General features: G+C 41.6%; 17 protein-coding genes and 1 pseudogene. 11 read left to right on the top strand and 7 right to left on the bottom strand.

What is annotated here, in order from left to right; genetic code table 11:
- Together ACY3FQ_RS11175 and ACY3FQ_RS11170 are read right to left on the bottom strand one after the other, a co-directional pair.
- A pseudogene (locus ACY3FQ_RS11175) lies at nucleotides 1-229 on the bottom strand (hypothetical protein); the annotation flags it as partial.
- A gap of 105 nt (nucleotides 230-334) precedes the next feature.
- Complete coding sequence (locus tag ACY3FQ_RS11170) at nucleotides 335-2,167, bottom strand: phosphoenolpyruvate carboxykinase (GTP) (protein WP_126035854.1); 1,833 nt, start codon at nucleotides 2,165-2,167, stop codon at nucleotides 335-337.
- Nucleotides 2,168-2,581: 414 nt separating this feature from the next.
- Between ACY3FQ_RS11170 and ACY3FQ_RS11165 the strand changes: the two genes are divergently transcribed.
- From ACY3FQ_RS11165 to ACY3FQ_RS11140, 6 genes are all read left to right on the top strand, one after another.
- Nucleotides 2,582-3,505, top strand: a complete 924-nt coding sequence (locus tag ACY3FQ_RS11165) for a diacylglycerol/lipid kinase family protein (protein ID WP_126035856.1) — start codon at nucleotides 2,582-2,584, stop codon at nucleotides 3,503-3,505.
- A complete protein-coding gene (locus tag ACY3FQ_RS11160; protein WP_126035858.1) occupies nucleotides 3,502-4,278 on the top strand; it encodes a metallophosphoesterase family protein in 777 nt (258 codons plus the stop codon). Before ACY3FQ_RS11165 ends, ACY3FQ_RS11160 begins: the two co-directional genes overlap by 4 nt.
- 195 nt (nucleotides 4,279-4,473) lie before the next feature.
- On the top strand, nucleotides 4,474-4,764 hold the full coding sequence (locus ACY3FQ_RS11155; protein WP_010326285.1) for a co-chaperone GroES: 291 nt from the start codon (nucleotides 4,474-4,476) through the stop codon (nucleotides 4,762-4,764).
- A 67-nt stretch (nucleotides 4,765-4,831) separates the two neighbouring features.
- Nucleotides 4,832-6,466: a chaperonin GroEL gene (gene groL, locus ACY3FQ_RS11150; protein WP_004694331.1), complete on the top strand. Its 1,635-nt coding sequence runs from the start codon at nucleotides 4,832-4,834 to the stop codon at nucleotides 6,464-6,466.
- A gap of 777 nt (nucleotides 6,467-7,243) precedes the next feature.
- On the top strand, nucleotides 7,244-8,509 hold the full coding sequence (locus ACY3FQ_RS11145) for an anaerobic sulfatase maturase (RefSeq protein WP_489774050.1): 1,266 nt from the start codon (nucleotides 7,244-7,246) through the stop codon (nucleotides 8,507-8,509).
- 219 nt (nucleotides 8,510-8,728) lie between these two features.
- Complete coding sequence (locus ACY3FQ_RS11140; RefSeq protein ID WP_489774049.1) at nucleotides 8,729-10,279, top strand: arylsulfatase; 1,551 nt, start codon at nucleotides 8,729-8,731, stop codon at nucleotides 10,277-10,279.
- Nucleotides 10,280-10,391: 112 nt separating this feature from the next.
- Here ACY3FQ_RS11140 and ACY3FQ_RS11135 read toward each other — a convergent pair whose 3' ends face one another.
- Entirely contained in the window at nucleotides 10,392-10,868 is a 477-nt protein-coding gene (locus tag ACY3FQ_RS11135) for a copper resistance protein NlpE (protein WP_151836189.1), read from the bottom strand.
- Between the two features lie 277 nt (nucleotides 10,869-11,145).
- On the opposite strand from ACY3FQ_RS11135, the gene ACY3FQ_RS11130 reads away from it, so the two are divergent.
- Nucleotides 11,146-11,742: a 1-acyl-sn-glycerol-3-phosphate acyltransferase gene (locus ACY3FQ_RS11130; RefSeq protein ID WP_171500561.1), complete on the top strand. Its 597-nt coding sequence runs from the start codon at nucleotides 11,146-11,148 to the stop codon at nucleotides 11,740-11,742.
- Nucleotides 11,743-11,811: 69 nt separating this feature from the next.
- Here the strand turns inward: ACY3FQ_RS11130 and ACY3FQ_RS11125 are convergent, their stop codons facing one another.
- From ACY3FQ_RS11125 to mrdA, 4 genes are all read right to left on the bottom strand, one after another.
- Entirely contained in the window at nucleotides 11,812-12,147 is a 336-nt protein-coding gene (locus tag ACY3FQ_RS11125) for a hypothetical protein (protein ID WP_151836190.1), read from the bottom strand.
- Between the two features lie 164 nt (nucleotides 12,148-12,311).
- On the bottom strand, nucleotides 12,312-13,046 hold the full coding sequence (locus tag ACY3FQ_RS11120) for a sulfite exporter TauE/SafE family protein (protein ID WP_151836191.1): 735 nt from the start codon (nucleotides 13,044-13,046) through the stop codon (nucleotides 12,312-12,314).
- Between the two features lie 206 nt (nucleotides 13,047-13,252).
- Complete coding sequence (rsmD, locus tag ACY3FQ_RS11115; protein WP_195728796.1) at nucleotides 13,253-13,819, bottom strand: 16S rRNA (guanine(966)-N(2))-methyltransferase RsmD; 567 nt, start codon at nucleotides 13,817-13,819, stop codon at nucleotides 13,253-13,255.
- Nucleotides 13,820-13,821: 2 nt separating this feature from the next.
- Entirely contained in the window at nucleotides 13,822-15,867 is a 2,046-nt protein-coding gene (gene mrdA / locus ACY3FQ_RS11110) for a penicillin-binding protein 2 (protein WP_005399838.1), read from the bottom strand.
- A 241-nt stretch (nucleotides 15,868-16,108) separates the two neighbouring features.
- Between mrdA and ACY3FQ_RS11105 the strand changes: the two genes are divergently transcribed.
- The 4 genes from ACY3FQ_RS11105 (at nucleotide 16,109) to ACY3FQ_RS11090 (ending at nucleotide 19,024) form a co-directional block, all read left to right on the top strand.
- A complete protein-coding gene (locus tag ACY3FQ_RS11105; protein ID WP_004980918.1) occupies nucleotides 16,109-16,627 on the top strand; it encodes a hypothetical protein in 519 nt (172 codons plus the stop codon).
- 63 nt (nucleotides 16,628-16,690) lie between these two features.
- Nucleotides 16,691-18,007, top strand: a complete 1,317-nt coding sequence (locus ACY3FQ_RS11100; RefSeq protein ID WP_062034448.1) for a DUF445 domain-containing protein — start codon at nucleotides 16,691-16,693, stop codon at nucleotides 18,005-18,007.
- 77 nt (nucleotides 18,008-18,084) lie between these two features.
- Nucleotides 18,085-18,744 carry an adenylate kinase gene (adk, locus tag ACY3FQ_RS11095; RefSeq protein ID WP_004980915.1) on the top strand — a complete coding sequence of 220 codons (660 nt, stop codon included), beginning with the start codon at nucleotides 18,085-18,087 and terminating at the stop codon, nucleotides 18,742-18,744.
- Nucleotides 18,745-18,826: 82 nt separating this feature from the next.
- Nucleotides 18,827-19,024 carry a hypothetical protein gene (locus tag ACY3FQ_RS11090; protein WP_151836194.1) on the top strand — a complete coding sequence of 66 codons (198 nt, stop codon included), beginning with the start codon at nucleotides 18,827-18,829 and terminating at the stop codon, nucleotides 19,022-19,024.
- Nucleotides 19,025-19,030 lie beyond the last annotated feature (6 nt).

The raw sequence follows: 19,030 nt of genomic DNA, 5'->3' as shown, positions 1-19,030 counted from the left end.
CACCGACTTGATGTGCACGTTCAGCAAAACGCGGATAGAGTTCAACCACGCTGCCATAAGTACCTTTAGCGACTTTGATACGCTTTTTGATTTCAAATTGAGTTGAATCAGGTGTACCTTTGATTGCGCAAACATGAAGTGCTGGCTGAGTTGTTGCTACTTCTGTTTGAGCCATGACTAAGCTTGATAGGCCCAGTAAACCAATTGTGAGTGTGAGTTTTTTAAGCATGAATTACCCCTTGATAAATTTTTGTTGAGTTATAAAGTTTTAAAATTGTAAATAGATTAAAAAAAGACCGCTTAAGCGGTCTTTTTTTTTGGCTTAATTGAAAGATTAAGCAGATTGCTTAACAGCATCTAAAAGTTCGTTTTGGCGAGCTTTAAGAGCAGCTGGTAGGCGTTCACCAAGTTTGTCGAATAGTTCAGTATGGCTTTCAAGCTCTTTGATCCATTGATCTTTGTCTTGAGAAGTCACAAGGTCAAACTGTGCTTTAGTGAAGTCAGAACCTGTCCAGTTCAACTGTTCATAAGTTGGAACTAAACCAATTGGTGTTTCAACTGCATCAGCACGGCCTTCACAACGGTCAATGATCCACTCAAGAACACGCATGTTTTGACCGAAACCAGGCCATACGAAGTTGCCTTCAGCATCACGACGGAACCAGTTCACGTTGTAGATGCCTGGAAGTTTGTTGCCCGCAGCTTTAGCTTTCGCTGCAACTTCTTCACCAAGCTCTAACCAGTGAGAGAAGTAATCCGCCATGTTGTAACCCGCAAATGGAAGCATTGCGAATGGGTCACGACGAACGATACCTTGTTGGCCAACGGCAGCTGCAGTTGTTTCAGAGCCCATCGTTGCAGCTTTGTAAACACCATCTACCCAGTCAAATGCTTCTGAAATTAGAGGCACTGTGTCTGCACGGCGACCACCAAAGATGAACGCTGAAATTGGAACACCGGCTGGATTTTCCCAGTCAGCATCAATAGAAGGACATTGACCTGCTGAAACAGTGAAGCGCGCATTTGGATGAGCCGCTTTTTCTGCGCCAGTGTGAGGTTGACCTTTCCAGTTAGTCAGGTTGGCAGGTGCTTCTTTAGTAAGACCTTCCCACCATACTTCACCGTTATCAGTTACCGCAACATTGGTATAAATCACGTCTTTGTGAAGTGTAGCCATACAGTTCGGGTTGGTCTTGGTATTTGTACCAGGCGCTACACCGAAGAAGCCTGCTTCTGGGTTGATTGCGTATAAGCGACCGTCTTCACCTGGTTTGATCCAAGCAATATCGTCACCTACAGTTTCAATTTTCCAACCTTCGTAGCCTGCTGGTGGAATCAACATCGCGAAGTTTGTTTTACCACAAGCAGACGGGAATGCCGCTGCGATGTAGTGTTTTTCGCCTTGAGGATTAGTCACACCAAGAATCAGCATGTGTTCTGCTAACCAACCTTGTTGACGACCCATAGAAGACGCAATACGTAAAGCTAAGCATTTTTTACCTAACAATGCGTTACCACCGTAACCAGAACCGTAAGACCAGATTTCACGTGTTTCTGGGTAATGCACGATGTATTTTTCAGGGTTGCAAGGCCATGCAACATCTTTTTCGCCATCAGCAAGCGGCGCACCAACAGTATGTACGCAAGGAATAAATTCACCGTCTGTACCAAGAACGTCATAAACAGCTTTACCCATGCGAGCCATTTTAGACATGCTAACTGCTACATATGGAGAGTCAGTTAATTCGATACCAATATGTGCAATATGAGAACCTAATGGGCCCATAGAGAACGGTACTACATATAAAGTACGACCTGCCATTGAACCGTCAAACAAACCATTTAGGCGAGCACGCATTTCAGCAGGCTCTTCCCAGTTGTTTGTTGCACCAGCATCTTCTTGTTTTTCAGAGCAGATGTAAGTACGACCTTCAACACGAGCAACGTCAGAAGGATCAGAATTAGCAAGATAAGAACCAGGATGCGTTTCTTGGTTAAGCGCTTGCATTGTGCCGTTAGCGATCATCAAGTTGATATAACGTTGATATTCTTCTTCGCTGCCGTCACACCATTCAATTTTCGCTGGTTTTGTTAATTTTGCAATTTCTTCCACCCACGCAATAAGCTTAGGGTGACGAACGAATTCTGGTGCGTTCACTTGGGTCATGGTGAGGCCTATCTCAAATATGTACACGTTTGTACAAAGTACAATCTCAGCAATAAAATTTACTGCAGAGATGAAAAGATGAAAAAAAGTGGCTGTATTAAAGCATAATTTGATAAAAAAAATAAGACCAAAGGCGTATCTAAATTATGAACAGTTCGATGGGGTTGTCTCATTTTAACTATTAAAAAACAATAGCTTGGTTTGATTTTTGGCTTTTATTTTGTGTATTTATTATATTTATGAGGATTATTCATTTAAGATATTAGTATTAAAATCATATATTTGCATTTATTTTGTGATTGAGATTTATTATTGATTAAATAAATGGTAGTCATTTGAATTTTACATAACAAAACTGTTAAGTGTTGAGTGTTTGGACAAAAATAGAGCAATTACTTCAAGTTTAGGTGCAAAATGTCAGAGCAACTCAAACCTTTATCACTTATTTATAATAAAAAATCAGGTTTTCATGCTGCAAATAAAGATGAAGTGTATGAACAGTTGGTAGCCGATCTGAGTACTGCGGGTTTTGAAATACAGTCATTTGAGTTAAGTGAGTGCATGAACTTTGATCAGATGATGCAAGATATTTTACTACGTCATCGTCAAGCGGAGAATGTAGGGGTCGTGGTTGCTGCAGGTGGTGATGGAACTTTAAATGCAGTTGCATCTAAATTGATGGGAACGGATATTCCTATGGGGATCTTGCCGCTAGGTACCTTTAACTATGTTGCGCGAGTGCTGAATATTCCGTTGGACCTATTAGATGCAGCCAAAGCCATTAGTGAAGGGCAGCCACGTTCTGTGCATGTGGCACAGTTGAATCAACATATATATCTGAACAATGCCAGTTTAGGGCTTTATCCTTTATTTATTCAAAAAAGAGAACAGTTTAATAAGCATTTTGGACGTTTTCCATTGCATGCGTATACTTCGGCATTGGATGTTCTCATCCGCGACCGAAAAGAGTTAAAACTTGAAGTAGAAGTCGATGGACAGCGCTATCCAGTGAAAACGCCATTGATTTTCTTTGGCAATAATCAACTTCAACTGGCTGAAATGAAACTACGTATTGCCGAGGCGGCGGAAGCAGGCAAAGTGGCGGGCGTGGTAGTAGCAAAAAGTGATAAGCGGACTTTGTTCAAGACCTTATGGCAGCTGATTAAAGGCAATTTAGATCAGGCTTCCGATGTCTATAGCTTTGCAGCAGATGAAGTGATTGTTCATTCAAAGCGTAATAAGCTTACGGTTGCGGTAGATGGAGAAATTGTCACGATGACACCACCGCTGAAAATTACAGTACGTAAGCATGCGCTGAATATCATGGTTCCCGCATGATTTTACATTTGTCAGATTTACACTTTGGGACCGAACGCGAAGCCTGTTTACAGGCCATTCGTCAGTTATGTGAGGAACATTCTTTTGAAGCCGTAGTGGTCAGTGGGGACTTGACCCAACGTGCGCGGTTTATTCAGTTTTATGCTTGTCGGCAGTTTTTAGACAGTTTAAAGCTGCCGTATTTGGTGGTGCCGGGGAATCATGATATTCCGCTGTACCATGTGTGGAATCGTTTTTTCAGTCCCTTTGCACGTTATCAACTGTTTTTTGGGGGGATGGAAAACACCTTAGAAACTGAACATTTTTATGTCATTGGAGTGAATAGTATTCGTCGGCGTTACCACACGCGAGGGCATATTTCACTGAACCAAATTCAAGAGATTGATCTAAAATTGCAGCAAGCACCTGCGCACAAAATTAAACTGATCGCCGCGCATCAGCCTTTTTATACTCCGCCAGACCATAGTCATGGTGTGAAAGACTGTCCGATGCTTGGTCGTATTGCATTGGAGCAATGGAGCCAACATGGTTTAAATGGACTTTTACATGGGCATTTACACCACGCTGCCGTTTATGATTTGAATCAGATTTATCAACTTGGGGTATCGCATCCAGTGCTGGATATCCATGCTGGAACGGCAACATCTTATCGTTTACATGCGGGTTTGCCCAATAGCCTGAATATTATTTTGCCGAATGCCGATGTACAACATTTGAGCTTTAACGCTGAAACAAATCACTTCGAGTTGATGCAGCAAAATACGTCAGATTGAATTAAGTGTCTAAACTTTGCTTAGGTTTGCTTAAAAAGAGCGCAAAAATATAAAAATATTTTGTGTTTGCCCTTGAAGCGTTTTATTCCATCCCCACAAAAGTGTCATATCAAAATTTTGTTGATGACCTAGGAATAAGAAGTCATCTTCACATCGTAAACAATGGCATTTTTGAAAATGTCTATGGAGCAAGAAATGAGCAAAATTCGTCCTTTACATGACAACGTTGTGATTCGCCGCGTAGAAAAGGAAACTAAAACTGCGGGTGGTTTAATTTTGAGTACTTCTGCTGCTGAACAGCCAGCTCAAGGTGAAATTATTGCAGTAGGCAATGGCAAAATTACAGACAATGGCGTTCGTGCTTTAGATGTAAAAGTGGGCGACAATGTACTGTTTGGTGCATATGCAGGCACTAAAGTTAAAGTTGAAGGAGAAGAACTTCTTGTGATGAAAGAGTCTGATATTTTAGCGGTTCTTGAAGGTTAATTCAGAACGTTCATTTGCTGTTTAAGCAATACAATTGATTAAAATTTAAGAATATTTGGAGTTTAGTATGTCAGCTAAAGACGTAAAATTTGGTGATTCAGCTCGTTCTAAAATGATTGCAGGCGTAAACGTGCTTGCAGATGCTGTAAAAGTGACTTTAGGTCCTAAAGGCCGTAACGTTGTGATCGACCGTTCTTTTGGCGCACCACACATCACTAAAGATGGTGTAACTGTTGCGAAAGAAATTTCTCTAAAAGACAAATTTGAGAACATGGGCGCTCAATTGGTTCGTGAAGTATCTTCTAAAACCAATGACATCGCGGGTGACGGTACAACAACCGCAACTGTACTAGCTCAAGCAATTTTAAATGAAGGCATCAAGTCTGTAACTGCGGGTATGAACCCAATGGACTTGAAACGTGGTATTGACCTGGCTGTTAAAGCATTGGTTGCTGAAATTAAAGCAACAGCAAAACCTGCTTCTGATACCAAAGCGATTGAACAAGTCGGTTCAATCTCTGCAAACTCTGACGAAACTGTAGGTAAACTCATTGCACAAGCAATGGAACGCGTAGGTAAAGAAGGCGTGATTACCGTTGAAGAAGGTTCAGGCTTTGAAGATGCTTTGGACGTTGTTGAGGGTATGCAGTTTGACCGTGGTTATATCAGCCCGTATTTTGCAAACAAACAAGATACATTAACGGCTGAACTTGAAAATCCGTTTATCTTGCTTGTTGACAAAAAAATCAGCAACATCCGTGAATTAATTACTGTACTTGAAGCTGTTGCTAAAACTGGTAAACCACTTTTAATCATCGCTGAAGATGTTGAAGGTGAGGCTTTAGCTACACTTGTTGTTAACAACATGCGCGGAATTATCAAAGTATGTGCGGTTAAAGCGCCAGGTTTTGGTGACCGTCGTAAAGCAATGCTTCAAGATATCGCAATCTTGACTGGCGCGACTGTGATTTCTGAAGAAGTAGGCATGACTTTGGAACAAGCTTCTCTTCAAGACTTAGGTACTGCGCACAAAATCACTGTGTCTAAAGAGAACACTGTGATTGTTGACGGTGCTGGTGATGCAGCTCAAATTGCTGAACGTGTCACTCAAATTCGTGCGCAAATTGAAGAATCGTCTTCTGAATACGACAAAGAAAAACTTCAAGAACGTGTTGCTAAATTGGCAGGCGGTGTAGCTGTGATCAAAATTGGTGCAGCGACTGAAGTTGAAATGAAAGAGAAGAAAGACCGCGTGGACGATGCGCTTCATGCAACACGTGCTGCGGTTGAAGAAGGTGTGGTTGCTGGTGGTGGTGTTGCACTGGTGCGTGCTGCAGCTGCGCTTGACGGTGTAAATGGTGCGAATGACGATCAAAATGTAGGTATTAACATTTTACGTCGTGCGATTGAAGCGCCACTTCGTCAGATCGTTGCGAATGCGGGTGATGAGCCTTCAGTTGTGATCAACGCTGTGAAAAATGGCGAAGGTAACTTTGGTTATAACGCTGCAACTTCTGAGTACGGTGACATGCTAGAAATGGGTATTCTTGACCCTGCGAAAGTAACGCGTTCTGCACTTGAGCATGCTGCATCTGTAGCAGGTTTAATGTTGACAACTGAATGTATGATTACTGACGTTCCAGAAGATAAGCCTGCAATGCCTGATATGGGCGGTATGGGTGGTATGGGCGGAATGATGTAATTCCAACCCTAATTAAATAAGTGTTTGTAATTTATTCATAGTTACTCACATATATTTGAAAAGAAAAAGGTCGCTCTATGAGCGGCCTTTTTTATTGAACTTTTTGATGTTTCTGACTGTGTGAATAAAAACAAAAGATAAGACGGAGACGAGTCAGCACATTAGGTATAAATGGATCATTTAAAAATTCATTATCCAGCTTCTCAATTCTTAAAATAGTCTATGTCGAAGTTCTAAAAGCGATGCTTCACATTTTATAAAATATGTCTAGTTTGGGTTCAACAGAATGGTGTTTAGGTTTGGAGGATGACGTAGCTCAAGTATATAACGACCATAAAAAATGCAATTACCATTCTTTTGAGTGGTTTCTCTGTTTTCAAAGTTTGATAACGTGCTCTACCAAGCAATGCAACTGTGTGAGATGGGTCAGTATTTTTCAGTAGGCCAAAATTGGAATTGGCTGTTGATTTTTACTCTTACACAGTGGTTTTGCTGATGAAAATTAAGCTTAGGGATAAGAAGAGAATGAATTATAAAACATTGAAATTATCAAAAGATTTGCAAGGTCATCGTATAGCAGCCTTCCTGTTGCATGTTTAACGGCAATAATCACTCTGGTTAATCCATTCAAAACAAAAAATGGCTTGGGTCTTTAGCCGACTTCATGCAGTGAATGGAATGAAACTACCAGATCTTTTTTCGCAAAATAACTTGTGTACATGGTTTTGTACAGTTGTGAATTTGTGCCTGAACGCTGAAAAAAATGAGGATTCTAAAATGCGAATGATACCTATACAAGCTGAATCTCCGCCTTTAAGAAGCCTGCAAGTGCAGGGGCAAACCTATCGCTATCACGTGATGATCAAACCCACTGGGGCACAGTGCAACTTAGATTGTAGTTATTGCTTCTATTTGCATAAACAAGACATGTTCCAGCAACCCAAAGTTCCGCGTATGTCTGAGTCGATGCTTGAGTTACATATTAAGCAATATGTCGAAGCGCAAACGGGCAATGAAGTTATTTTTAGTTGGCAGGGTGGTGAGCCGACGCTTATGGGCTTGGAGTTTTTCCAGCGGGTGGTTGAACTGCAAAAAAAATATGCGAAACCGCAGCAACGTATTGAAAATGATTTACAAACCAATGGCACCTTACTGGATGAAGACTGGTGTGCATTTTTAAAACAGCATGATTTTTTGGTGGGTTTATCCATAGATGGGCCTGCCGAGTTGCATGATATCCATCGCTATAACAAAGGTGGAAAACCTACGCATGCTAAAGTCATGCAGGCTGCTGCATTATTGCGCCAGTATCAAGTCCCCTTTAATGCCTTATGTGTGGTGAACCGTGATAATGCGAAGCGACCGTTAGAGGTTTATCGTTTTATTCGAGATCAGGTGAGACCGCGCATGATTCAACTGATTCCAGGAATGGAAAGTGCCCAGTTTCAGCAGACAGCACCAGGCCATTGGAATCCTCAAGATTTACCCAAATTGGGCAGTTCAGCAGCGCAGCCGGGCAGCTCAGACTCTGTGGTGACAGACTGGTCGATTGCTGCCGATGATTGGGGCATATTCCTTTCAACTGTGTGGAAAGAATGGTTACAGAAAGACTTTGGGCAGGTCTTTGTTGACCAGTTTGAAAACATGGTTTCAATGATGTTTGGCTATGGGGCGCAGAAATGTGTGTCGGGTCAAATTTGTGGGAAATCCTTGGCGGTCGAACACAATGGCGACTTATTTTCGTGCGACCACTTTGTTTATCCTGAATATAAATTGGGCAACATTCACGAGATTCACCAAGGCGATTTAGTTTTTTCTGAGCGACAAAAGAAATTTGCATACGCCAAATCGAAGTCACTGCCAGAATACTGCCAAAAATGTCCATATCTTCAATATTGCTGGGGCGATTGTCCGAAAGACCGTTTTCTCAAAACCCCAGATGGAGAGGCGGGTCTACATTATCTTTGCTCAGGTTTAAAACGTTTTTTTCATAGTGCACTTTTATCTAAAAATGAAATTGCTAAACGGATACGGCCGCATTAGGGAACTATAGTCAAACTACTTTATTATTCATACAAGATTCGAAAAAAACTCGAAATAACTCATCGACTGAGTCGATCAAGATATTGTCACAGGTTTTTAGAAAAGCATTTTTCTAAAAATTAAATTTGTAAGGCACTGATATGGTTTTGCGTTTAGTGCCAATTGGGTTTGAAACAAGGATGAAAATTCGTTTTATACGAATGTGTTTAAGAAAATACCATGCAAAAAAACTTAATTTCACGCTCTTTAGCTCTGGTAGGTGGAGCATTACTTTCAACAGCACTCATGGCGAAACCACCCAATATTTTGGTGATTATGTCCGATGATGTAGGCTGGCAGAACGTCAGTGCTTATAGTCATGGTGTTATGGGCTATGACACGCCGAATATTGATCGTATTGCCCAAGAAGGCGTGATGTTTACCGATCACTATGCACAGCCAAGTTCAACCGCTGGACGTGCAGCATTTATTACAGGTCAGTATCCAATTCGTTCAGATATGACGACAGTCGGTCGTCCAGGTTCACCTTTAGGGATTAAAGCTGCAACACCGACTTTGGCAGAAGTACTCAAACCGTTAGGTTATATGAGTGGTCAGTTTGGTAAAAATCATTTGGGTGATCGAAATGATAGCTTACCGACAGTACATGGTTTTGATGAATTCTTTGGTAATTTATATCACTTAAATACTGAAGAATTTCCTGAACAGTATGATTATCCAAAAGATCCTGAATTTGTGAATCAGTATGGAACGCGTGGTGTATTACATTGTTATTCGTCCAACGATAATGATGGAACTATCGATCCTCGTTTTGGTGTGATAGGTAAACAAAAGTGTAAAGACTCCGGTCCTTTAACCCGTAAACGTATTGAAACGGTGGATGATGAATTTATCGCTGCCAGTGTCGATTTTATGAAGCGCAGTAAAAAATCGGACAAGCCGTTTTTTGTGTGGCTGAATCCAAGTCGTATGCACATGTTTACCCATTTACGTCCTGAGCATCGTTACTTAGCTGCCAAAGCCACCTCTGAAGATGATTTATACGGCAGTGGTATGGTTGAACACGATATGCAAGTCGGTCAACTCTTGGATGATATGAAGAAGATGGGGGTGTTGGATAACACCATCATTGTTTATACCACTGATAATGGCCCTGAGCACAGTGCAAAAAATCATGGTGGAACCACACCGTTCCGTGGTGAAAAAATGACGACCTATGAAGGGGGAGTTCGTGTTCCAATGATGGTGCGATGGCCGGGACATATTCCTGCAGGACAAGTGAAACACGGCATTCAGTCGCATATGGATCTGTTTACAACTTTGGCGAATGTCGCAGGGAATAAAAATGTTGTAGAGGAGATGAAAACCAATCGTAAGCAAATTATTGATGGTGTGAATAATCTTGATTATTGGACGGGTAAGACTACAGAAAGTAAGCGTAATAATTTCTTGTACTATCATGAGTCAACCGTACGTGCAGTTCGTATTAACCAATGGAAAGTTCACTTTGAAACCAGTGAAAATTATTACGACCAGTATCAAAAGCAAAAATTTCCAGTGATGTACAACCTTCGCCAAGACCCATTTGAGACTTTTGATAGTATCAGAGATCGTTCAGACATTATTCAAACCAAGCAATGGATTTCTGAACCCTTACAGGCATTACTGGGTTCACATATCAAATCGTTGATGGACTATCCACCTGTACAAAAGGCTGCAACACTTGATTTTAGCGAGCTAATTAAGAATATGCAGAACCAAAAGAAGTAAATTATGAAAAAAGGTAGCTGAAGTAATTTGGCTACCTTTTTTGATGCTTGGATGAAATTTATGCGGTGATATTTAAATAAGCAATTTAAATCATTCAGAATGTTGCGAGTGTCTATTCCAAGGATTTGGTGAGTTTAAAGTTGGACTCAGGTTGATCCAGTACTTGGCCTTTATCGCCACGCATTTCAATAAATTGCGCACCAATATAATAAATACGGCTATCGCCTGATGAGTCGAGTTGAATCATCTGATCAGAGCCATTCAAAAATTGAAATGAACCTTTCACTTCATTGACATAATTATTATTCGATTTGCCTAAAATTTTTTGTTTCAGCACAAAATGATGATCTAAGGTCAGTTCAAGTTCAGTGTCGATCCCAGAACAATCGTGACAGGGCAGAACCCCTTGATATGTGCCTACCCAATCTAAGGCATTTGCTGTGTCTGGTGTATCCATCACGGTTGCGCTAGCACTGTCGTCCATAGATGCCGTGACATTGTGATCTGGTGGAGGATTGTTTTCATTTGGCTTTGAGCATGCAGTTAACATGGTGAGAGATAGGCATAGTGCTAAAACAGTCTTTTGCATATACAGCACCCGATATTACTTAATGTTTAGTTTTACCTTACAGGAGTGCTGGAGATGAAACTGTGAAGATCTGTGAATGCTTATGTATCTTCAATAAAGAATACTATTCACGTATTTTTACCTTTAATCTCAAAGAGCCTGATTTTTCCTGAAATATTTGGAATTAAATAAAATATACGTTTATAGATTAATTGTTGTTTTATTGAGCGTCTCGCCGTGTATTTGATCAGCAGCATTGCTAGAATCGGCGCGGATTTTCAGTAATGTGGTATTTTTTGTGTTCGAAAAGCTTGCAGAACAAAGTTTGGCCTTAATGGGGTGGCAGATTGATAATCATTGGGATTTGAATATCGATCAATGTGTAATGATTGCAGCGCCACATACCAGCAATTGGGATGCGCTGTACGCTCGTTTGGCATTAAAGGCCTTAGGTGTGCATGTCCGTATTACTATTAAAGACAGCTATATGAAACTGCCATTTGGGCCATTTGTTCGTGCAATGGGCGGGATAGGTATTGACCGTCGTCCAAAGCATGAAGGTGAACCACGTCCAAGTATGGTGCAACTCATGAGTGATCTTTTTAAAGAACATCCTAAGTTGGTGATGTTGGTTACCCCTGAAGGGACACGTGCCAAGCAGGAACAATGGAAAACAGGTTTTTATCATGTTGCAGTCAGTGCAGGTGTTCCAATTGCGTTAGCCTATATGGACTATGCGAAGAAAAAAACTGGAGTGGGTAAAATTATTTATCCTACGGGTGACTATGAAAAAGATATGGCTGAAATTATGGCATTTTATGCGCAAATTTCTGCTAAATTTCCTCAAGGTTTCAGTGTCGATACTCGTTATCACAACGACTCAACTGTGTCTTAACTTCAAATTTAAGTCATATGAAATAAAAAAGACAGTTTTCGAGCTGTCTTTTTTATTGCTAATCGTATTTTAAAGACTTTGCTGGGGATTGGGTAAAACCCCACCTAGTGACTGGCATGCGGCCGTATAACTTTGTAGCTGTGTTTCAATCACTTCGGGCAGTGGCAGGTCAAAAATTTGATCGCCATGTTGATAGCTTTCTACATAGGATTGGGCTTTTTGTTTGCTGCTGGCAAGCACTTGTTCATGATAACTGGTCATACTGCTGTGGTCTGCCTGATCGTGCTCTATATTTTGACAGTTAAAAGATTGGAGAAGTTTTTCAGCTTGTTTTATTTCTTTGGATGAGCTTATGGAGCAAGCACTGATAAAGCAAAAACTCAGTAGTGCAAGAGGCAGTTTCATATATGGTGAGCGATGGGTTGGAAGGTGCGCCAATTGTATAAAGATTTGTGAAGCTGGAGGAAGTCTAGTAGTGCCAAGTTGTTTAAAGATGAGCCTATATTGACACAAAATACACAATTGCTGACCCAAGCCATTGCCAAAGTTCAGAGTCAGGTTTTATAGCACTACAGAAAGCGATAGCTGATACATAGAAAACAGCCTGAACTAAACAATAAACCCAGTACCGTATGTTTGAACTGCCGCTCAGAAATTTTATAAAACAATTGCGCGCCGAGCATGGCCGGTAGACTCACACTCAAAAGTAAGATGCCCATATAGGGCAAATGTTGCAAGTTTAAATTTCCGCGGAGCAGATAGGTGAGTAAGGTGAATAGCTGAATGGCGAAATTAAAATGCCTTAAAATTGAGCGCTGTTGCTCTTTAGGAAGGTTTTTTAACATGACCCAAGCTGAAGGCAGTGAGCCACAAAAGCCTCCCACCCCACCCAATACACCCCCAAGAAAACCAATACTGCTATCGGCGTATTTTCCAGAGTTTTGAATGAAGCGAATCTGGGGATTAATTAGCATCAATGGACACCAAAGAATCAAAAAAATTCCTAGTATCAGTTTAAAGGTCTGTGCTTGAATGATGTCTAATAGATAGGTTCCCAATGGAACGCCAATCAGACCTGCAAGGATATAAGGTGCAACGAGGCTTTTATCAAGTTGAAAGGCAGATTCTGACTTTAAGGAAATCAGGTGACTCCAGACTGAGGCGAACACCACCAGAGGCGCTGCGAGCTGAGGTGCCAGGATCCAGACCCAAAATGACATGGCGATTAAGGCAAATGCAAAGCCTGTGAGTCCCTGTACAAAACCCGCCACCATTGCACCTAAGATAAAGATCAACCAAGTCATATGCGATATATTTAAAATTTTAGCGAGTGTACGGTTTTTTGATCGGTCTACATAGTTTTAGACATGTAAAATGACTGAAACCTTAGCTTGATTTTGAATATGTATATTGATCTTCATACATAGCGTAGCTCAGAACCACACTAATATTCGCTAAGACCACTTTCTTTCGTGATGGCGTAAATCAAAAGGGCATAAAAGTGTCTAGATTATGGACAAACCACCACTTTCTTTTGATATAAGCCTGCGCGAACAGTCCCAGCTTTGGTGCTCTTTATTTGCACCCACGACGTTGGGAGTTTTAATAGATTTAAATCTCGATCGGCTTCCACATAAATATAGCCATTATTTTGAATCAGAGGATCAGCCAAGAGGGCCAATTCTTCCCATAGCTCTAGGCTATACGGCGGGTCTAAAAAGACCAAATCAAACTGTTCTTTTAAGGTGGCTAATGTTTGCTGTGCAGTCGCTACTTTTAACTGGGCACGGGACTTAGGTACTTTAAGGAGTTCCAAGTTTTGCGTTAAAAACTGTGCTTGACTGCGGTCAGGTTCAATCATCACTACTTTTGATGCACCACGTGATAAGGCTTCAAATGCCAACGCACCTGAACCTGCACAAATATCCAAAACATTGGTATTTTGTACATCCCACATGAGCCAATTAAACAAAGTCTCACGTACGCGATCAGGCGTAGGGCGTAAACCTTCAATATTGGCAAAAGGCAGTTGACGACGTTTCCAGTCCCCTCCAATGATGCGGAGTTGGTTTTTCATAATTAGTCTGACTCCACAGGTGCAGAAGGTGGTGTAGCTGAACGGCTTGTATTTGCCGTTGTTGAAGCGGGTGCTGTATTGGAAGTACTGGTTGGCGTAGCTGCACTTGTCCCAGTTGTGGTCGCTGGTGGCGTGCTACCACTTGGTAATTCACCCGGTTTAATCCCCGCTGTCATCAAACCACCACTAATTTGATGGTTTTGTGGACGAATTGGATTTTTATGACGTGTGAGCAGCCAGTAGTCTAAGATCGGACGAGCCAGCTGTGCCGCAGAACCACCATGACGACCATTTTCCCACACTACTGCAATCGCAATTTCAGGGTTTTCCGCAGGTGCAAAGCCCACGAATAAACCGTGGTCTAACTGCCGTTCGGTTAACAGGGCTTCATTGTAGCGTTTGCCTTGGGCAATACTTTTGACTTGTGCCGTACCGGTTTTACCTGCAATTTTATACATTGGCGTGCGAATGCCACGTCCAGTCCCTGTTTCAATGACATCGACCATGGCATCACGCATTTGTATCCAGTCTTGATCGGTGCCATTGAACTGGATTCTGCCATCAGGTGCATTTAAGTCTTTATGTGGTTTTGCGCCTTTACTTGTTTGTAAAACATGCGGAATCACATGTGAACCATGGTTGGCGGTAATGGCTGTTGCCATAGCCAATTGCAGCGGTGTTGCTGTAAAAGCACCTTGTCCAATACTCACTGAAATGGTTTCACCTTTGAGCCACTTGGCATCACGGGTACGCATTTTCCATTCAGGGTTGGGGTAAAGGCCTGTACTTTCACTTGGTAAATCCACGCCAGTTTTTTCACCAAAGCCAAACTGGCGCATCCATGTGTTCATTTTTTCAATGCCCATACGGAACGACAGAATGTAGAAGAAGGTATCGCAAGAGACTACTTGTGATTTATGCAAGTTGACTACGCCGTGACCTGACTTTTTCCAGTCGCGGAATTTATGCGAATCGCCCGGAAGTGTGAAATAGCCATGATCAGAAATGGCCGTGCCCCAATCAATTAAGCCATAATGAATACCACCTAAACCAAACATCGGTTTAATGGTTGAGCCGGGTGGGTAAGCGCCTTGTACAGCACGGTTATATAGCGGTTGATCGAGGTTATCGCGTAAACCGCTATAGTCGGTATGACTAATCCCCGTGACAAACAGGTTAGGGTTAAAACTTGGACTTGAGACCAAGGCCAGAATTTCACCTGTACGTGGATCCATCGCCACGATTGCACCACGACGACCTGCAAGCTGCTCTGAGGCAACCGTCTGCAAGCCATAATCGAGTGAAAGATATAAGTCATTACCACGAACGGGTTCTTTGCGACCTAAATGGCGCAACACGTTACCGTGCGCATCGGCTTCGACCGACTCATTTCCTGGTACACCATGCAGCAAATCTTCATAGGAGTTTTCTACCCCAATTTTACCAATCAGGTTAGTGCCCGCATACAAATCTTTATTGATACTTTTTAATTCTTTATCGTTAATTCGACCTACATAACCAATCACATGGGCAAATAGCTCACCATGTGGATAGTAGCGCGTCATCTGGGTTTCGATATTAACCCCAGGGAATTGATACTTAACTTCGCTAAAGCGAGCGATATCATTTTCATTGAGATTAAGTTTAATGGAAACGCGTTCAGTTTTACGTGAGGCTTTAATACGACTGTTAAAGCGCTCAATATCATCTGGTGTGAGTTCTAAGATTGGCGTTAAACGTTCAATTGTGGCATCAATATCCGTCACATCCGCTCGACTCATCGTCGCGGTAAAGACTGGATAGTTGTCCGCCAACAGCACACCATTGCGGTCATAAATATAACCACGTGCAGGGGCTAAAGGTTGTAGGCGGATACGGTTTTGATCGGATGCAGTTGAAAACTCGTCAAATTGAACCAGCTGCAAATAGGCATAGCGAGTGACTAAAATCAGCAAGAAGAAAACCACAATACCCATGGAAATAAAAGTACGATTTCGAAAAATGCGCTTTTCTTGTTGGACATTTTTTAAAGGAAAGTGCTGTTTCATACCAAATCGACTTAAACACATGGATAAAGAGGAAAATACCTGCGCGCTATTCTAACGCATGTCACACTGTTTTGATATTTGTTATCGCTGCTTCTGCTTTTCATTTTTGCCTAAATTTTGACTTTATAGACATCAAAAATATAAATTGCTGTATATAAGTGTTTTATAAATTCTGCTACAGTCAAAATCCTGTAAAAAGGGACCAATTACTAAAATAACATTACGGATAATGGTGACAATAATGACAAGAATTTATCCAGTGTTGGCACTTGTTGCCTGTGCAAACGTAGCCTACGCTCAAGATAATTCCTTTTTGCCAGATGCGAAAATTCCTGCTGGCAGTGCTCAAACGTGGAATGTAGGGGCTGGTGTAACGCAGAAATTACTGCACACCAATTTGGAGTGGGTGAATCCTTATGGCATTGCATACGCAAAAGCTGGGGTATTTATCAATGATGATTACCCTGTAGGTGGTCAGCTGGGTTTTAGATTTCCAGTTCATTTTACTGGTAAAGATAAAAATGGCTATTATCTCGGTGTTTACGCAGGGCATATTGACAGCAAGAAAGTAGATGGCGAGTACGAATCTCGCCTTGGTGGTGGTGTAGATCTTGCTTATGTGTTACTTAGTCCTGAGCGAATCAGCACTTTCAGTGTGGGGATTGGCGCAGGGGAAAAACTCGAAGCCAAATCGGGCTATGTGGTTGCAGAAACTGAACCGAGACTACAATTTTCCTATACTCTAAGTTTCGGTTTATAGACACAATATCTTTTTTAAAACGCTATATAATTCAGTTAATAAAATTAAATATGGAAGTTATGCATGCTTGAGTACGTCAATCAGTTGTGGCAAACCTTTTTGAATCGACCCGATTTTTGGGCTGTACTCAGCATTATTCCTGTGACTGCTTTTGTGACTTGGGCACACGTTTGGATGGCCCTGAAAATGGTCTTTTACCCGATTACATTTTGGGGGTTTCATATTGGGCCTTTGCCTGTGGGTTGGCAGGGTATTGTGCCCAGAAAAGCGGGGCGTATTTCAGGCATCATTACGGATAACACCTTATCTAAACTTGGTTCTTTGCGTGAATTTTTAGATGCAATGGATCCTGAGGATATGGCGCGAATCATTGGTGAGCAAGTTGGTTTTGAACTTGAGCACCTGATTGATGAAGTCATGATTGACCGTAATGCTGTACTTTGGGAAAACTTACCTTATTCGATTAAGCGTCGAATTTATGCGCAGGCACACAAACAGCTTCCGGCTGTGCTCAGAGAATTAGTGACCGAACTGACCATGAACGTCGAGTCACTTGTGGATATGCGCGATATGGTGGTCAGCCAAATGGAAGGTGACCGCAGACTAATGGTGCGTATGTTCTTGAAAGTGGGTCAGAAAGAAATCAACTTTATTTGGCATATTAGTGCCCTCATTGGGATGTTCTTTGGTATCTTCCAAATGATTGTTTGGTTTGTGGTGCCATGGCATTGGACCGTGCCATTTTGGGCCGCGGTATGGGGCTTCTTAACCAACTGGATTGCGATTTGGATGGTGTTTAATCCAATTGAGCCACACTATGTTCGATACTTACAACTGACTGAATTAACAAAAGATCGTAAGTTTCCATGGATTAAACCTGTGATTCCGCGCATTGGGACTTATAATGTACAAGGCGCTTTCATGAAGCGCCAAGAAGAAGTGTCTGATGTGTTTGCAAGTGTAGTCACAGAAGACCTGATTACGTTAAAATCCATCATGACTGAAATGATGTATGGCAATAAAAAAGACAAGACCCGTCGTATTGTCAAACGTCATATTAATGAAATCATGGAAACGCCATTGGTGAGAACGTCTTTGCAACTGTCTTTAGGTCCACGTGAATACGCAAAACTGAAGACGGACTTGATTGATCGTTCAATTGAAATTACGATGGTGCCTGTATGCGACCCAGCGTTCAATGCGAGCCGTGCACAGAAAATCTATAAAATGTTTAGAGACCGTATTCGAGAGCTAACGCCGAAAGAATTTCAAAACTTATTACGTCCTGCATTTCAGGAAGACGAATGGATTTTGATTTTATTGGGTGGGGTAACTGGCTTCATTGCGGGTACAATACATTTGTTTGTAGCTTTCTTATAATTAGATGCTAAAAATATGTCGAATTTTTCGATATGTACAAAGTGTCAAATACATTGTTTAAATGAGGATGTTTTTTTATGCGCATTATCTTACTCGGACCACCTGGAGCAGGTAAAGGTACACAAGCTCAGTTGATCTGTAAGCGCTACAATGTCCCACAAATTTCAACCGGTGATATGCTCCGTGCTGCAATTCGTGAAGGAACTGAACTCGGTCTACAAGCTAAAAGCGTGATGGACAATGGTGGTCTTGTATCTGATGAACTGATCATTGGTTTAGTGAAAGAACGTATTGCGCAACCTGACTGTGTAAATGGCTGTATCTTTGATGGTTTCCCACGTACCATTCCTCAAGCCGAAGCGCTTGAAAATGAAGGTATCAACATTGATCACGTGATTGAAATTGATGTTCCTGACGAAGAAATCGTACAACGTCTTTCTGGTCGCCGTCAGCACCCTGCATCAGGCCGTGTTTATCACATCGTTTACAATCCACCTAAAGTGGAAGGTAAGGACGACGAAACTGGTGAAGAGCTGGTACAGCGTCCAGATGACCAAGAAGCAACGATTCGTAAGCGTTTGGGTTCATACCACACTGAAACTGAACAGTTGGTTGGTTTCTACCAAGGTCGCGCAGCGTCTGGTGAAAATGCACCAACCTATGACAAGCTGAATGGCTTACGTCCAATTGACGAAGTACAAGCAGATTTGTTCGCGATTCTTGATCAAGACAAATAATTGCATGTTTTAAACATGGCAATGTTTTGACATTGAAAGAGCTCTAAGTCATATTAGGGCTCTTTTTCTTGATCCTCTAAAAATGGAGTCGCGTGTGGCACAAGTTGGAATCATTGTTTTAATTATTGTTGCTGCGGCGGTATTGGTGGGTTTGTTTTACATTAGCGTAAAAATGCTACGCGATGTCAGTAAACAAGAAAAAATGTCGAAGAAGCAGCCAAAACGTCAGTTACATCCGAAGTTGCAGCAAGATTTCAAAGATAAATCAAATCAAAAATAAAAAAAC

The organism is Acinetobacter sp. AB03 (assembly GCF_058107045.1).
The sequence above is the reverse complement of the archived record's forward strand: the minus strand, read 5'-3'. Positions and strand labels throughout refer to the sequence as shown.

Coding starts and splice junctions, on each gene's coding strand:
- ACY3FQ_RS11165 (WP_126035856.1), top strand. CDS start 2,582: ATGTCAGAGCAACTCAAACCTTTATCACTTATTTATAATAAAAAATCA.
- rsmD (WP_195728796.1), bottom strand. CDS start 13,819: ATGAAAAACCAACTCCGCATCATTGGAGGGGACTGGAAACGTCGTCAA.
- ACY3FQ_RS11145 (WP_489774050.1), top strand. CDS start 7,244: ATGCGAATGATACCTATACAAGCTGAATCTCCGCCTTTAAGAAGCCTG.
- ACY3FQ_RS11170 (WP_126035854.1), bottom strand. CDS start 2,167: ATGACCCAAGTGAACGCACCAGAATTCGTTCGTCACCCTAAGCTTATT.
- ACY3FQ_RS11100 (WP_062034448.1), top strand. CDS start 16,691: ATGCTTGAGTACGTCAATCAGTTGTGGCAAACCTTTTTGAATCGACCC.
- ACY3FQ_RS11155 (WP_010326285.1), top strand. CDS start 4,474: ATGAGCAAAATTCGTCCTTTACATGACAACGTTGTGATTCGCCGCGTA.
- adk (WP_004980915.1), top strand. CDS start 18,085: ATGCGCATTATCTTACTCGGACCACCTGGAGCAGGTAAAGGTACACAA.
- groL (WP_004694331.1), top strand. CDS start 4,832: ATGTCAGCTAAAGACGTAAAATTTGGTGATTCAGCTCGTTCTAAAATG.
- ACY3FQ_RS11090 (WP_151836194.1), top strand. CDS start 18,827: ATGGAGTCGCGTGTGGCACAAGTTGGAATCATTGTTTTAATTATTGTT.
- ACY3FQ_RS11120 (WP_151836191.1), bottom strand. CDS start 13,046: ATGACTTGGTTGATCTTTATCTTAGGTGCAATGGTGGCGGGTTTTGTA.
- ACY3FQ_RS11105 (WP_004980918.1), top strand. CDS start 16,109: ATGACAAGAATTTATCCAGTGTTGGCACTTGTTGCCTGTGCAAACGTA.
- ACY3FQ_RS11135 (WP_151836189.1), bottom strand. CDS start 10,868: ATGCAAAAGACTGTTTTAGCACTATGCCTATCTCTCACCATGTTAACT.
- ACY3FQ_RS11125 (WP_151836190.1), bottom strand. CDS start 12,147: ATGAAACTGCCTCTTGCACTACTGAGTTTTTGCTTTATCAGTGCTTGC.
- mrdA (WP_005399838.1), bottom strand. CDS start 15,867: ATGAAACAGCACTTTCCTTTAAAAAATGTCCAACAAGAAAAGCGCATT.
- ACY3FQ_RS11160 (WP_126035858.1), top strand. CDS start 3,502: ATGATTTTACATTTGTCAGATTTACACTTTGGGACCGAACGCGAAGCC.
- ACY3FQ_RS11140 (WP_489774049.1), top strand. CDS start 8,729: ATGCAAAAAAACTTAATTTCACGCTCTTTAGCTCTGGTAGGTGGAGCA.